Origin of the sequence: Nocardia salmonicida (genome assembly GCF_036142455.1) — a bacterium.
GTDB classification, from domain to species: Bacteria; Actinomycetota; Actinomycetes; order Mycobacteriales; family Mycobacteriaceae; genus Nocardia; species Nocardia salmonicida.
On record NZ_CP108014.1, the window covers coordinates 5,326,229 to 5,340,691 of the forward strand.

Annotated in this window: 14 protein-coding genes; 5 read left to right on the top strand and 9 right to left on the bottom strand. The window is 68.1% G+C overall.

Features of this window, described 5'->3' with window-relative positions; genetic code table 11:
* Positions 1 to 18: 18 nt before the first annotated feature.
* From OHS03_RS24820 to mftA, 5 genes are all read right to left on the bottom strand, one after another.
* A complete protein-coding gene (locus OHS03_RS24820; RefSeq protein ID WP_328657428.1) occupies positions 19 to 1,383 on the bottom strand; it encodes a GAF domain-containing protein in 1,365 nt (454 codons plus the stop codon).
* A gap of 105 nt (positions 1,384 to 1,488) precedes the next feature.
* Positions 1,489 to 2,871, bottom strand: a complete 1,383-nt coding sequence (gene mftG / locus OHS03_RS24825; protein WP_328657430.1) for a mycofactocin dehydrogenase MftG — start codon at positions 2,869 to 2,871, stop codon at positions 1,489 to 1,491.
* A gap of 10 nt (positions 2,872 to 2,881) precedes the next feature.
* Positions 2,882 to 4,279 (bottom strand): mycofactocin biosynthesis glycosyltransferase MftF, encoded by a 1,398-nt coding sequence (gene mftF, locus OHS03_RS24830; protein WP_063003989.1) that lies wholly within the window; start codon positions 4,277 to 4,279, stop codon positions 2,882 to 2,884.
* A 140-nt stretch (positions 4,280 to 4,419) separates the two neighbouring features.
* A complete protein-coding gene (gene mftC, locus OHS03_RS24835) occupies positions 4,420 to 5,895 on the bottom strand; it encodes a mycofactocin radical SAM maturase (protein ID WP_082843567.1) in 1,476 nt (491 codons plus the stop codon).
* Positions 5,896 to 5,897: 2 nt separating this feature from the next.
* Complete coding sequence (mftA, locus tag OHS03_RS24840; RefSeq protein WP_101468422.1) at positions 5,898 to 6,002, bottom strand: mycofactocin precursor MftA; 105 nt, start codon at positions 6,000 to 6,002, stop codon at positions 5,898 to 5,900.
* 183 nt (positions 6,003 to 6,185) lie between these two features.
* On the opposite strand from mftA, the gene mftR2 reads away from it, so the two are divergent.
* Positions 6,186 to 6,818, top strand: coding sequence for a mycofactocin system transcriptional regulator MftR2 (mftR2, locus tag OHS03_RS24845; protein WP_328657433.1), 633 nt, complete (start codon positions 6,186 to 6,188; stop codon positions 6,816 to 6,818).
* A gap of 37 nt (positions 6,819 to 6,855) precedes the next feature.
* Positions 6,856 to 7,911, top strand: a complete 1,056-nt coding sequence (locus tag OHS03_RS24850; protein ID WP_328657435.1) for a 2Fe-2S iron-sulfur cluster-binding protein — start codon at positions 6,856 to 6,858, stop codon at positions 7,909 to 7,911.
* Here OHS03_RS24850 and OHS03_RS24855 read toward each other — a convergent pair.
* The 3 genes from OHS03_RS24855 to OHS03_RS24865 form a co-directional block, all read right to left on the bottom strand.
* Positions 7,908 to 8,648 (bottom strand): DNA alkylation repair protein, encoded by a 741-nt coding sequence (locus OHS03_RS24855; RefSeq protein ID WP_328657437.1) that lies wholly within the window; start codon positions 8,646 to 8,648, stop codon positions 7,908 to 7,910. The genes OHS03_RS24850 and OHS03_RS24855 overlap by 4 nt on opposite strands.
* Positions 8,649 to 8,737: 89 nt before the next feature.
* Entirely contained in the window at positions 8,738 to 9,502 is a 765-nt protein-coding gene (locus OHS03_RS24860) for a glutamate racemase (RefSeq protein WP_056814186.1), read from the bottom strand.
* 87 nt (positions 9,503 to 9,589) lie between these two features.
* Positions 9,590 to 10,789 (bottom strand): NAD(P)/FAD-dependent oxidoreductase, encoded by a 1,200-nt coding sequence (locus OHS03_RS24865; RefSeq protein ID WP_328657439.1) that lies wholly within the window; start codon positions 10,787 to 10,789, stop codon positions 9,590 to 9,592.
* A 218-nt stretch (positions 10,790 to 11,007) separates the two neighbouring features.
* Here OHS03_RS24865 and OHS03_RS24870 point away from each other — a divergent pair, with 218 nt between their 5' ends.
* Together OHS03_RS24870 and OHS03_RS24875 are read left to right on the top strand one after the other, a co-directional pair.
* On the top strand, positions 11,008 to 11,364 hold the full coding sequence (locus OHS03_RS24870) for an SPW repeat domain-containing protein (RefSeq protein WP_056814191.1): 357 nt from the start codon (positions 11,008 to 11,010) through the stop codon (positions 11,362 to 11,364).
* Complete coding sequence (locus OHS03_RS24875; protein ID WP_328657441.1) at positions 11,364 to 11,981, top strand: TetR/AcrR family transcriptional regulator; 618 nt, start codon at positions 11,364 to 11,366, stop codon at positions 11,979 to 11,981. Before OHS03_RS24870 ends, OHS03_RS24875 begins: the two co-directional genes overlap by 1 nt.
* Here OHS03_RS24875 and OHS03_RS24880 read toward each other — a convergent pair.
* A complete protein-coding gene (locus OHS03_RS24880; RefSeq protein WP_328657443.1) occupies positions 11,907 to 13,457 on the bottom strand; it encodes an MFS transporter in 1,551 nt (516 codons plus the stop codon). The genes OHS03_RS24875 and OHS03_RS24880 overlap by 75 nt on opposite strands.
* Before the next feature lie 103 nt (positions 13,458 to 13,560).
* Here OHS03_RS24880 and OHS03_RS24885 point away from each other — a divergent pair, with 103 nt between their 5' ends.
* Positions 13,561 to 14,463 carry a helix-turn-helix transcriptional regulator gene (locus tag OHS03_RS24885; protein ID WP_328657445.1) on the top strand — a complete coding sequence of 301 codons (903 nt, stop codon included), beginning with the start codon at positions 13,561 to 13,563 and terminating at the stop codon, positions 14,461 to 14,463.

The following is a 14,463-nucleotide window of genomic DNA, read 5'->3' on the forward strand; positions in this document are numbered from 1 at the left end:
CACCTTCAGACCCGGACACTATGAGCCGAAACGTTGCATCTGCGTTGCATCCGCGCCGATGCGCCGATCGAGCACCCGGATCTTGGCTTCTATCTGCGCATACAGCGGCGAATCACGATCGACCGTCGATCGATAGGCGGCCCACGCTGCGGCATCGTCGCGCCCCTCCGGGCCCGACGTCCAGCGACGCAGTACACCGGCGTCGGGGGCGGCGAGCACGGCGGTTCGCAACCGGACCCGGAGCTCGTCGCGGATGTCGCAGATGCCGGGAGCCGAGGAGCGCGGCAGCACCGGGCCCGCGTACAAGCGCAATGCGGATTCGATATCACCGGAGTCGAGGGCGGCCCGCAGGGCCTCCACATCGGTTGCGACATGCACGCGCAGACGGTAAGGACGCGAACCGACGACCGAGGCGCCGATCACCGACCGCAGCCGCGACATCGCCGCGCGGATCGTGCCGTTGTCCAGATCGGTGTCGTCGAGCAGCAGCGCCAGGTGGTCGGCGCCCAGGCCTTCGGGATGTTCGGTGAGCAAGAGCAGGATCTCGGCATGACGTTGCGAGAGCGGCACCCGCTCCCCCGCGATACTCAACTGAGGTTGGCCGAGGCCCAAGACGTCGAGACCGAGGTTGGCCTGTTCGGTGTCGTCGCGGTTCGCAGGCGCCGGCGCCGCGATGCCGTGGCTCGCCCGCATTGCCCGCAGCACGAGGTCCATTTCGGCGGCAGTCGCGGCGGCTTTGACCAAGGCGAGGATTTCCGGCTTGGCCACCCGCATCCCGCCGGCAATCATCAGAACGCCGATCAGACGGCCGTCCGGCTCGTGTACGGGGGCCGCGGCGCCGGTGATCTGATGCATGCGATGCAGGAAATGTTCGGGTCCGTGGATCCAGGTGGCGCGGCCGGTGCGCACCACGAGGCCGACGGCGTTGGTGCCGATCCGGCGTTCGCTGAGATCGTCGCCTTCGCGCACGCCGATCTCGGCGGCGGCGGCAACCTGCTCAGGATGACCGTGCACCGAGAGCACGCGACCGAACTGGTCGGCCACCGTCACGATCAATCCGGCGTGCGACGCGTCCTGGACCAGCAGTTTGTCGATCAGCGGCATGAGCGCGGCGATGGGATGGGCATCGCGATACCGCTCGAGATCGGCGCCGCGCAGCCCGCGACCGTCGATGACGTCCGTCGGATCGACACCACCGCGCACACTGCGCAGCCATGATTCGAGAACGAGCGGACGTAGAAGACCGGCCAGCTGGGTAAGCTGTTCACCACCGGCACTGAGATATCCATGGGCCTGTGCGGCATAGGCTTCCAGAGCACCGAGCTGTGCGCCCGACTCCGATGCCTGCCGTGGGGGCCTCCCACCTGCAAGATTGCTGACCATTTGCCTTTCTTTCCCGCTACAAACTGTACCGGGCAGTTATCGGGCAAAACGCCAGAAGTCTGGGTTTGTCCCGCAGGTCACATCGTGGTATCCGCCGTCACTTCGTCACACGACCATGTGGTCGGCTATGGCTGCGGCGAGCATCACTGTGGTGGCCTGCGGACCACGGCGCAGCGGGACCGGGACGACCGACAGATCGGCGACCGTCAGGGCGTCGATGCCGTGGACGCGACCCTGTTCGTCGACCACCGCGCGCTCGTCGTGCGCGGGACCCATGCGGCAGGTACCGGACAGGTGTTGCGAGGTCCCGAGGTTGGCGTACAGCCAGGCGTCGTCGATGCGACTGCTCGGTCGACCGAGCAGATCGGCGGTGAGCGCTGCTCCGTCGCGCAGGCGGGCGCGGTCTCGCGCACTGCGGAGATAGCGCTGGTCGACGTGGGCGGGAACGGTGGGATCTGTCGAGACGAGCGTCAGCTCGCCGGTCGACTCGGGATGCATCAGGGCGACCCCGATCCGGCGCAGACCCGGCGTGAACATCGGGGTGTACGGGCGTAGTTCCAGGTCGTCGATTTCGAGGACGTATTCGAGCGGGACGGCGGACTCGGCGGGCTCGTCGACGCCGAACTCGACGCCGATCTCGGGGTGATCGGCGCACCACGCGCCGACCGGCGCGGCCCGCACGATCTCGACACCGAGCGAGCGCAGCAGCGGTTCGGGGCCGATTCCGGATCTGATCAGCAGCGCGGCCGACTCGACCGCGCCCGCGCACAACACCGTCTGATCGGCATAGCTTCGCCCGCGCTCACGACCGCGCGCCCACTCCACACCGATCACCTTCGTGCCGCGGAGTAATAGCCGGGTCACCATGGTGTCGCTGGTGACCGTCAGGTTCTGTCGCCCCATCGCTGGATAGAGATGAGTGATGGCGGGCCCCGCTCGACGACCGCGCGACACCGCCAACGGCACCCGGCCGAATCCCCCATCGCCGGATTCGGCCGGTGCGTTGAGGTCGGGGATCTCGGGGAACCCCGCTGCCGCGCACCGTCGCGCGAACTCGGCACTGAACTCCGTGGGATCGCTGGTTCGCGAGATCGGGATCGGGCCGCCGACGCCGTGGCCGGGGGCGCTGCCGAAATCCATGTCGTGTTCCAGGTCGCGAAAAACAGGCAGGACCGCTTCGAACGACCAGCGTGGGCCCGCCACCGCACTCCACGCCGCGAAGTCGGTGGCGGGTGGGCGGATGAAGTAGCTGCCGTTGATCGCACCGGATCCACCGATCAGCTTGCCGCGCACCAGGTTTCCCGGGTACCGCCAGAGCACCCCGGATTCGGGACCGACCGGTAGATGGGCCGGGTCGAGCAGTTTCCCCGTCGTTCGGTGGGCCGGTCCAGCTTCGAACACGCGCACCGAGCGCGCCGGGTCAGCGCTGAGCCGGGCCGCGAGCACACACCCCGCCGACCCGGCTCCGACGATGAGAGTGCTCGTCACGCAGGCGTATTCAGCGGGGAGGCACGCTCGGCTTGAGCGCTTCGAAACTGCGCGCCCGGAGGACACCTAGCCACAGGCCGGTGCCGTAGGCCACGTCGTCGAGTCGCTTGTAGGCCACATAGCGCAGCGGGTCGAGGCCGCCGGAGTCGCGATGGGTGAACCAGTCGGCCAGACCGTCGGCGAGCGCCATGGTGATGGCGATCCTGCGAATCCGGCTCGACGCGATGACGGCGAGCAGCGTCACCGGCCAATAGTCCCGACACATCGCCGAAGCCAGTCGCCACATACCGGCGAAGTAGCCGCGGGCCAGGTAGACCGCGGCGATCCTGGTCGGGTTGTCGAGTTCGGTGAAGACCCGGCGCAGACGAACAAGGGCCGTGGCGAGGGTGACGAGTCCGCCGAGCAGACCCCACTTCGACAGTGTCGCGAACAGCAGACTCGCCAGCACGGTCCAGGTCGGCACCGAGAGCGGCGAGACCAGGCCCGAGTGCCGTTTGCCGAGCGGTGCGGCGCCGGTGCCGTAGAACAGCTTTCGTCCGAACCAGGCGCGGAAGGCGACACGGTGATCGTGGGCGACGTGCGCGGCGGGCTCGTAGCGCAATCGCCAGCCGGCGCGTTCGAGCCGCCAGCACAGGTCGACATCCTCTGCCACCTGCATCGATTCGTCGAATCCGCCCTCACCGAGCAGCGCCGCGCGCCGCGTCAGCAGCGCCGCGCTCGGCACATACGACACGATGCCGCGCGCGTGCACCGCCGACTCGCGGCGGCCGAGATCGAGTGAGGAGCGGGTGTGTTCGTAGCGGGCGAGCGCGTTGGATTCGGAGTCGAGGGCGACGATGCGCGGCGCGACGAGCGCGACCTGTGGATCGCTGAAGTGCCCGAGCATGACCTCCAACCACCCGCTGCGAGGCACCACGTCGGAGTCGAGGAACGCCACGAAGCCCGTTGTCGCCGCCTGCAATCCGGCATTTCGGGCAGCCGCGGGGCCGAGCGGACTCTCGTGGCGCAGCACCGTCACCTGACCACGGCCCGATCGCGGCGGGATGCGGACAGGTTCGTCGGACCCGTCGTCGACGACGATCACGTTGTGCCCGCGCAACACCGCAAGCAGACGTAACAGTCCGTCGGCATTGTTGTAGAGCGGGATGACGACGGTGACGTCGTCGAGTGACGGTTCGAGCCGCGGACGCGGGTTGGCCACGCCGGAATCGAGCAGTCGGCGGGCGACGATCGCGGACTTGGTGTCGGTAACCTCCAGGTATCCGTCGCCGATCAACTCGGCGGCCTCCGGGGCCAAGCGCAGCATCCGTGCGGGCGATCCTCCGATCAGGATCCGACCCCCGGAAAATGCGCGTACCCGTGGATCGATCCGTACCCCGAAGCCGTCGGGCAGACGATCATGGCGCATTCCTCGCATGCTATTCGCAGTTGGGCTCTCAGACATCATCACCCCACAAAAAAGGAGGAAAGTCTGCCTGAAATGCCGCCCTGACCGGTTGCCGGACGTGTCAACAAGATCGGCAGCGCATTTCCGGCAACCGGATTCGACTAGCCGAGCGGACTCTCGTTGCACGCCTTGGCAGGTGGGCGCTTCACGGTCAGCGGCAGCGACACCCTGGCACGGCTGCGAACCGGGCGTGAGTGGTCGACGGCGGGGCGCGGAATGGTGCGACCCGGCGCTGTCAATGCCGCTTCACCGTAACCCTGCACGCATTCCGGATCAGGTCCGTTGGCGGGCAGACCGGTGAAGAACTTCGCCGCCATGCAGCCACCGCGGCAGGAGTCGTAGTGCGAGCACTTCGTGCACGCGCCACCGTCGACCGGTTCGCGCAGTTCGGCGAAGAGCGCCGAATCGGTCCAGACCGACTCGAAACCACCGTCGGCGACGATGTTTCCGGCCTTGAAGCGGTCGTGGATGGCGAAGGGACAGGCATAGACGTCGCCGACCGGGTCGACCAGGCAGACCACACGACCCGCGCCACACATGTTCAAACCCGGTAGCGCCGAGCCGAATGCGGACAGGTGGAAGAACGAGTCGCCGGTGAGCACGCCCTCGCCGTTGCGGACGAGCCAGTCGTAGAGCTCGCGTTGCTGCTCGGGCAGTGGGTGCAGTTCGTCCCACACGTCGGCGCCGCGACCCGAGGGGCGCAGCCGAGTGAGTCGCAAGGTGGCGCCGTACTTGTCGGCGATGGCCTTGAACTCGTCGAGCTGGGAGATGTTGTGGCGGGTGGCCACAACCGAGAGCTTCGCGTCCTTGAAACCCGCCGCGGCGAGGTTCGACAGCGCCTTGATCGCGGTGTCGTAGGACCCGGGACCGCGCACGGCATCGTTGACCGCGGCGTCGGCGCCGTCGAGGGAGATCTGCACGTCGACGTAGTCGCTGGCCGCCAAGCGCGCGGCGACCTCTTCGTTGATGCGAACGCCGTTGGTGGAGAACTTGACCCCCACATTGTGCGCGGTGGCGTAGTCGACCAGTTCCCAGAAGTCCGGGCGCACGGTCGGTTCACCGCCGCCGATGTTGACGTAGAAGATCTGCATGCGCTCGAACTCATCGATCAGCGCCTTGCACTGCTCGGTGCTCAGTTCGTTCGGGTCGCGGCGGCCCGACGAGGACAGACAGTGCACGCACGACAGGTTGCAGGCGTAGGTGAGTTCCCAGGTGAGGCAGATCGGTGCGCCGAGGCCCGATTCGAAGCGGTCGATCAGCCTGCCGCCCTGAGGAGCGTCACCCGCGGGCAAGGCTTCGGGTGCGGCGGTGACCGGGCCGGGCGATGCCACGATCATGTCGGTGTCAGCGAGCTGCCCGAGCGCGGCCAGGTGCGCGTCGGAGGCGTCGATGCCCTTGGCGCGCAGCGCCTCGCGCACCGAGGAGTGCGCGGGCAGCGACCGGACCACGTCGACGAGATCGCGGCTCTTGAGGAACGAGAGCTTGCGGGTCCCGAAGTGGTACAGCAGCGCGCCGAAGGACTCCGGGCGCAACGAGACCCGCGGGTGCAGCGTCCAACGGGTGTCGAGATCGAGCATGGTCAGTACACGCCGCACATGCCGTCGATGCTGACCTCTTCGATCAGCGTCTCGGTGACCAGGTCCTCGTCGGATTCGACGGTCGCAGGCGTGGTGTTCTCAGGCATGACTACCTCCATTGTGTTGCCGGTCACCTCGAACCTTAACGTCAGTGACTGCCATAAAGGGCGGAATCGGAAAATCTTTCTCTGAGCACACCCCGCCCCATCACCTGCGAACCCCTCTAGACTTCCGGGGGCAGGATGGGAAAAGGGCTGATGGCCCGGTGGCAACAGAGGTGAGGCAGAGGCTTGCGTAACCATGGTGGGGCGGGCGCTAGTTCGACACTGTCCGAGACCGAGATCGTCGACGCGGCACTGAAGGTGGTGCGTGAGGACGGGGTCGAAAAGCTTTCGATGCGACGGCTCTCGCGCGAGCTCGGGGTGTCGCCGATGGCGCCGTACTACTACGTGGCCGACAAGCGCGAGTTGCTCGACCTCGTCGCCAGCGCCGCACTGCTCGGGGTGCGCAAGCCGCCGCGCGAATCCGGTCCGTGGCAGCAGCGCCTGCGCGATCTGATCGATCAGATAGACGATAAACTCCGCACGCATCCCGGCCTCGGCGACATCTTGCTCGAGCAGATGCTCGGCAAGCAGCTCGACCTGATCGAAGCGGTGATGGAGATCCTGTTCGACGCGGGCTTCAGCGACCGCAATGTGCTGGCCGCCTACGCGACCATCCACACCTACCTGTTCGGCCGCAGCAGAGTGAACCCGCGCGACCGTTCCGCGCCGGCGGACGTGCTGCTGCCCGAGTCGGTGGCCCGAGCCACGAAGTACATGCCCGACCTGCGCGGCAAGTACTCCTACGACTTCGGGATGGAGGTGCTGGTCGCCGGACTCGAGGCACAGCTTGCCCTGCAGGCGCGTCCCGGCCTAGCATGAAACTGAAACACGTTCTAGTTTTGCCCGAGAGGACGACATGACCACAGTCGAGGTTCCGCACGGCTCGCGCTCGGTGGTGCTGCGGGTAGCAGCGGTGATCGCCGAAACGGCCGATACCCACTCCGTGGTCTTCGAGGTGCCCGCCGAACTGCGCGAGCGCTTCGCCTACACCCCCGGCCAGTTCCTGACGCTGCGCATCCCGAGCGAGCAGACCGGATCGGTCGCCCGCTGCTATTCGCTGGCCAGCTCGCCGTTCACCGATGATCAGCCGAAGGTGACGGTCAAACGCACCGAGGGCGGATACGGCTCGAACTGGCTCTGCGACAATCTCGCCGTCGGCGACGAGGTCGAGGTGCTGCCGCCCTCCGGTGTGTTCACGCCGAAGGATCTCGACGAGAACCTGCTGCTGTTCGGAGCGGGCAGCGGGATCACGCCGGTGATGTCGATTCTGAAGTCGGCGCTGTCGCAGGGTTCGGGCAAAGTCGTGCTGGTCTATGCCAATCGCGACGCGAACTCGGTGATCTTCGCCGACGAACTGCGCGATCTCGTCGGCAAGCATCCCCAGCGACTCACCGTCATCCACTGGCTCGAGCCGCTGCTCGGCCTGCCGACCGCCGACATGATGGCCACCCTGGTCTCGCCCTACACCGGCTATGAGGCGTTCATGTGCGGGCCGAAGCCGTTCATGGACCTGGTGCACGACGCGTTGGCCTCGCTCGAGGTGCCACGCAACCGGACCCATGCCGAGGTCTTCAATTCCCTCGCGGGCGATCCGTTCGCCGCCCACGCACCCGCCGAGGTCTCCGAGGCCGAGGCTGCCGACGCGGCGACGGTCGAGGTGGAGCTCGACGGCGAGGTGCACGAAATATCGTGGCCGCGCAAGCAGACGCTGGTCGACATCATGCTCGACAAGGGCCTCGACGTGCCCTACTCCTGCCAGGAGGGCGAGTGCGGGTCGTGCGCCTGCACCGTGTTGGAAGGCAAAGTGGAGATGGCCAATTCGGAGATCCTGGATCCCGAGGACATCGAGAACGGGTACATCCTCGGCTGCCAGGCGCGGCCGGTGACCGATCGGTTGCGGATCCAGTTCTAGCGCATGGCGCGGTAGGCGGCGCGTTGCTCGGGCTCGAGGTGTTCGGTCGCGTAACTCAGAGCGGTGCGGCCCAACTCGGGCGCGTTCTCGTCGAGAAAGTCGGTGAGCGCGGCCCGGTCGACGCGTTTGCCTACTTCGCGCAGCATCCAGCCGAGCGCTTTCTGGATCAGATCTCGGCGGTCCGACCGAAGGATCTCGGCGAGTTCCAGGGTCGTGCTCGGATCACCCGCCTTGATGAAGGCGAAGGTGGACAGCAGTGCTACTCGGCGCTCCCAGAGTGAATCCTGGTCGGCCAGTTCGAAAAGCAGGGCTCGGTCTTTGTCGAGCAGCCACGGGCCGATGATGTTCTCGGCGGAGGCGTCGACCAGGTCCCAGTTGTTGACTCGCCCCCTTCGGACGGCTGCCAGGTAGAGGTCGACCATCTCCTCGCGGGCCTTGTCGTCGCGGACGCGCGGTTTCGATGCCTCGGCGAAGCGGGCGTTGAGGATGAACAGGGCGACCAGACGTTCCTCGTGGAGTGGGCTGTCGAGGAGTTCGTCGATCTGCGAAAGGGGAAGTGTGGCGAACTGTTTCGCCACCTTCCTGGTGACGGGAACTCGGATGCCGAGGAAGATATCGCCTTCGCCATATTCGTCGGCGCCGGTTTTGAAGAAGCGTTGCAAGTGATGCGCGTCGGTGGGGTTCGCCAGGTCGGCGAGGGCCTTGCGCACCTGTGCAGCGGTGGGGAGCTCGGACACACGCACCTCCGGGTCGGGGATTCCCCCGCATTCAACACTGGTGCGGTGACATGTTCGCGCAGGCTGTCGCCCGACGGCCGCGCCGCCGATCACGCAGGAAGCGCACCGAGCAGTCGGCCCGACTCGAATGTCGCCGCACCGGAGGGCAATTCGCCCGGTCGCCCGCTGGTGCGAACGGTGACCGTGCCGGTGCCGGTGGTGGGGCGACCGAGTTCGTCCATCTTGCGGACAGTTTGGGCGGCGACGGCTTGGGCGCTGTCGAACAGGCGCACACCGTCGGGCAGGGCTGCGACGATGGCGTCGATGACCAGCGGATAGTGGGTGCAGCCGAGGACCACGCCCTCGACATCGGCCGGGGTGCGGGCGGCGGAGTCGGCGATCGACTCGCGAATGGCCTTGACGTCGCCGCGGTCGATCGCGTCGGCCAGCCCGTGGCAGGCGACCCCGACCACCTTCGCGTCACCGCCGAACCGGGCGATCAGATCGGCTTGGTAGCGACTGGCCGTGGTCGCCGCTGTCGCCCACACCGCCACCGAATTACATTGCGCGGCAGCAGGTTTGATAGCGGGAACGGTGCCGATCACCGGCACCGAGTCCCCCACCTCGGCCCGCACATGGTCCAACGCGGTGACGCTGGCGGTATTGCACGGCAGCACGATCACCTCGGCCCCCGACTCGACCGCCTGGCGCGCCGCGCCGACGACCCGCTCGACCACCCACTGCTCGGGCTTGGGCCCCCACGGCGCGCCGTCGGGGTCGAGCAACAGCAGCAGGTCGACATCGGGCCGCAGTTTGCGCAACCACGAAGCCGTAGGCAGGAGGCCGAGGCCGGAATCGATGAGCGCGACGATCACCGCTACACCGTATTACAGCGGCGCGATCGGCCGATCGCGACCGGGTGTGCGCCGCCGTGGCGCCCGTGCCGAGACGTGGGGTGGCCCTCAGCCCGCGGCGGCGAGGAGATCGGCCACCGGGGTGGGCGTGGCCAGCTTCGCGCGCAGTTTCATCACCTGGCCGGTCAGGCCCGCACCGAGGACGGCGGTGAGGATGCCGTCGCGGGAGTAGTAGGCGAGGAACTTGCGGCCGTCGTCGCTGACGATGGTGAGGTCGTCGTCGGGCGATGGGGTGCCGAGGGCCTGGATCTTGACGTCGTACTGATCGCTCCAGAAGTACGGGACGCGGGACATGGTGGGGGGTGCGCCGCCGAGGAGGGCGGTGACCAGCAGTTTTGCCTGTTCGCCCGCGCTGGTCCAGTGTTCTACGCGCTTGCGGACGCCGGTGTCGTGCTGCCAGGCGGCGACGTCGCCGACCGCCCAGACCGCGTCGGCGGAGGTGCGGCCGACCTCGTCGGCGAGCACACCACCGCCCGCCGACCTGTCGGCCAGTTCGATGCCGGAGTCGGCCAGCCAGTCGGTGACGGGCACCGAACCCACACCGACCACGACCAGGTCGGCGTCGATTTCGGTGCCGTCGGTGCAGACGGCGCCGGACACCCGGCCCGCGTCGTCGGCACGCAGGGTGTCGACGCCGGTGCCGCAGCGCAGGTCCACGCCTTCGTCGAGGTGCATGCGCGCCACCAGGCCGCCGATCTGCTCGCCGAGGATCGACGCGAGCGGGGTGGGCTGCGGTTCGACGAGGGTGACCTCGACTCCGGCGGCGCGGAAGCTGGCGGCGAGCTCACAGCCGATGAAACCGGCGCCGATGATCAGCGCGCGGGTCGCGCCGTCGAGTTCGGCGCGCAGCGTTTCGGCGTCCTCGTGGGCGCGCAGCACATGCACGCCCGCGACCTGGGGCAGGCCGGGGAGCCTGCGGGGGCGCAGACCGGTCGCGATGATCAGCTGGTCATAGGCGATGGTGCTGCCGTCGGCCAGGGCGACGGTGCGCGCGGCGGTGTCGACGCCGGTGACGGCGGTGCCGAGGCGCAGCTCGATGTTCTTGTCCGCGAAGAACTCCGGCGGGCGAAGGGTGGTGTCGTCGGTCTCGCCACGCACGAACTGCTTCGACAGGGGCGGACGGTCGTACGGCGGGCGCGTCTCGTCACCGAGCAGCAGCACACCGCCCTCGTACCCGGCCCGACGCAGTTCCTCGGCCGTTCGCAGGCCTGCCAGACCCGCTCCGACGATCACGATGGGCGCGCTCATGTTGTGTCCTCTCGGCATGCTCGGTCACCGACCGCACCCATGCCATGTTCTGCTGTGTCGCGGACCACTACGGCCCCCAGATGTTTGTACCAGTGCGCCGGGCCACCTGTGACACCCACGTCGCAACCCAACCGTGCCGCTCCCGATATCGACCGGGCGGTCAATCAGGAGTAGACCGAGGTCAGAGGTATTTTCGTCTCAACGAGGAGGCATTCCCCATGTTCACCAACAGTCGCGCACAGGATTTTCTCGCCGTGGTGCTCGGCGCATTCACCGCATTGTCGCCCCTGTGGCTCGACACCAACGACAATGCCCGCTGGACTCTCATCGTGCTCGGCGTCCTCATCGCCGCGACCGGTCTGATCCAGATGGCCAGGGACGATCTGTCCGTCGCGGACTACGCGATGGGCGTGTTCGGCGTGCTGCTGTTCATCTCGCCGTGGGCCATGGACTTCACCGCCTTCGGCGGCGCATCCTGGACCGCATGGGTGGTCGGAGTGGTGACGGCGGTGGTGGCGGTCGCCGCGCTGCCCGCGATGAACCAGCGCCTGCACAACATGGCTCCACATCACTGATGCCGGGCCGACGAGTCGGGCGCCGCAACGCGAAACGCGATGGCGACGCCCGGCAACTCATCCTGGATGCCGCCGAAACCCTGTTCGCCACACAGGGATTCGATGCCACACCGACCGCGGCCGTCGCCGCGGCCGCCGATGTGCCGAAAGGACTGGTCTTCTACTACTTCCCCACCAAGAACGCGATCCTGTCCGCGCTCATGCGCGAGCGCGTCCCGGCACACCCGATCGACGACCTCGCCGCCGTGGTGAGCCCCGGCGATCCGGCCGCCAGCCTCATCAATCTCGACACCGCGATCAACCTGCGCGACCACCATTCCTCGGTCCTGCGCGTGATCATGTGGCGCGAGGCCGACACCCACCCCGATGTCCGCCGCACCCTGCGCGTCCTGCGCGACCAGCTCCTCGACGTCACCGCCCGGGTGCTGCAAGCCAGCGCTCCGGTCCCGATTCGGCCCGGCACCCTGCACGCGTGCGCTGCCGCCTGGGTGTCCGCCATGTTCGCGATCGCCAGCACCGACCGCCTCCACGCCCTCGACGGTCTACCCGTTCCGACGGCCGACGACCTGGTGAACGTCGCCCAGGTGGTCGCGGCGGGGATGACCCAACTCGGCTGATCCCGGCGCGATCGCTCGACTCGCCCGCGAACCGCCACCGAGGACCCGGATGGCCGCCAGACCGAGGACTACGTGCAGGACGGCCGCCGTCGCGGCGACGACGTGCAATCCGCTGACGAAGGCGCTGCGGGCGGCGTCCAGCGCTGCGGGCGTGAGCGCCGAAAGGCGCAGGGTTTCGCCGAGGGTGGGAGCGAGGTCGGGACCCTGGACGCGGAAGAGGACGGCGGCCAGGGAGCCGAACAGGGCGATACCGAGCGCGTTGCCGAGTTCGTTGCCGGTTTCGGCCAGAGCGGCGGCTGCCCCGGCCCGTTCGCCCGGGACCGCGGCGACGGCGATATCGGCGACCACACTGAACGAGATGCCGTAGCCGATGCCTGCGACCACGGTCGCGGCGATGTACCAGCCCACACCGCCGCCGGAACCGGTCGCCAACAGCAGCAGCAGGCCGACCCCGATCGTGAAGTGGGCGGTGATCAGGGCTGCCGAGTGTCCGACGCGGGCGACGGCGGCCGGGGTGAGGACGGCGGCCACGGTGAGCACGAGGGCGCCGGGGACCGCGAGCAGCGCGGCGACGGCGATCGACATCCCGAGGACCGATTGCAGGTAGGTCGCGGCTAGGTAAGCGGTCGCCGACCAGGCCGCCAGGGGCAGGAACCCGGTGAGGATCGCGATGGTGAAGACCCGGTTGCGGAACAAGGTGAAGTCGACGAGCGGGTTGTCGATGCGCCCCTGCCTGCGGCCGAACGATCCGAGCAGAGCCACACCGGCCGATCCGACCATCACCGTCGAGATCGAGACGCCCTGGGCGGCCGCGTGTTTCACCGCGTACATGGTGAGCAGGAGCCCGGTCGCCGAGGTGAGCACGCTCGCCACATCGATACGGCCGAGCCCGGTCGCGCGCACCTCACCGAGCAGGACCGGCGCCAGCACCAGGAACACCAGCACCACGGGCACATTGATCAGCAGCACCGATCCCCACCAGAACCGCGTCAGCAGCTGACCGGCGACGATCGGGCCGATCGCGAAACCCGCCGCGAAGGTGGCGGCGAAAATGCCGATGGCCTGAGCGCGGCGGCGCGGGTCGGTGAACAGGGTGCCGAGCACGGCGAGAGCCGACGGCAACAGCGTCGCGCCGGCCACACCCATCAGGATCCGGAAGGCGATCAACAGTGCGGGACTCGTGGCGAAGGCCGCCCCCACCGAGCCGAGGCCGAACATCGCGGCGCCGATCATCAACAGGCGCTCGCGGCCGTAGCGGTCGCCGATGGTGCCGAACGCGATCAGCAGTGAGCCGACCGCGAAGCCGTAGCTGTCCAGGATCCACAGGGCTTCGTCGGCCGAAGGTGACAGTGCGTCGGTGATGGCGGGCATCGCCAGGAACAGCACCGAGCCGTCCATCGCGACGAGCAGGACGGGACCGAGTACCACCAGCAGGCCCAACCAGGACCGCACGTCGGTGTCATGGGTTCGATTCATGTCACTCACCCTGCGAGTGCGGGCGGGTGACAACCAGGCCCCTGACGTGGGTACACCCAGCCGGGATACGCACGACCGCGCCCCGGTGCCTACGATGGGAACGATGGAGTTGGAAAGCCTCGGAACGTTCCTCAAGTCCCGCCGCGACCGAACCACCCCTGAACGGATCGGCCTACGGACCTTCGGCGTCACCCGCCGCGTGCCCGGCCTGCGCCGCGAGGAGCTCGCTCAGCTCGCCGGGGTCAGTGCCGGGTACTACACCCGCCTCGAACAGGACCAGGCGGGAACCGTCTCCGCGCAGGTCATCGACGCCATCGCCCGGGTGCTCCAACTCGACCCCGCCGAAACGGCCCACCTGCACAATCTCGCAGGCCAACCGGCCGTCCCGCGCCTGGTCAGAGACGAACCGGAGCAACCTCACCCTCGAGTGCTCGCGCTGCTCACCTCGCTCGGCGACACCATGCCCGCCATCGTCCTCGGGCGCCGAGGCGATGTACTCGCCTGGAATCGCGCCGGGCACGCGCTCGTCGGCGAGCACCTCGATGTCACCGCCCCCGACGACCCCGCGCGGCGCCCATCGATTCCGCGGCTGTTCTTCCTCGATCCCCTCGCCAGGGACCTGTACCGAAACTGGGACGAACTCGCCCGCATCCACGTCGGATATCTGCGGTTGACCGCGGGACGCTATCCCACCGACGCGCGCCTGGCCGAACTGATCGGCGAACTCGTCATGCGCAGTACGACTTTCGCGACGCTGTGGGCCGCGTCGGAGGTCGCCGATTGCACCGTGGGGCCGATGGATCTGCGTCATCCGACGATCGGGCGCGTCGATGTCGACTATCAGGTGTGGTTGCAGCCCGACAGTCCCGACCACCGGCTCGAGATCTACACCGCGCGCGATGAGAGTTCGGCCGACGCGCTGCGCCTGCTGACTGCCGGATCCGCTGGCAAACGTCAGCTTCCGGCGATGGTCGACTCCGAGACATCCGACGGCACCCCGACATGA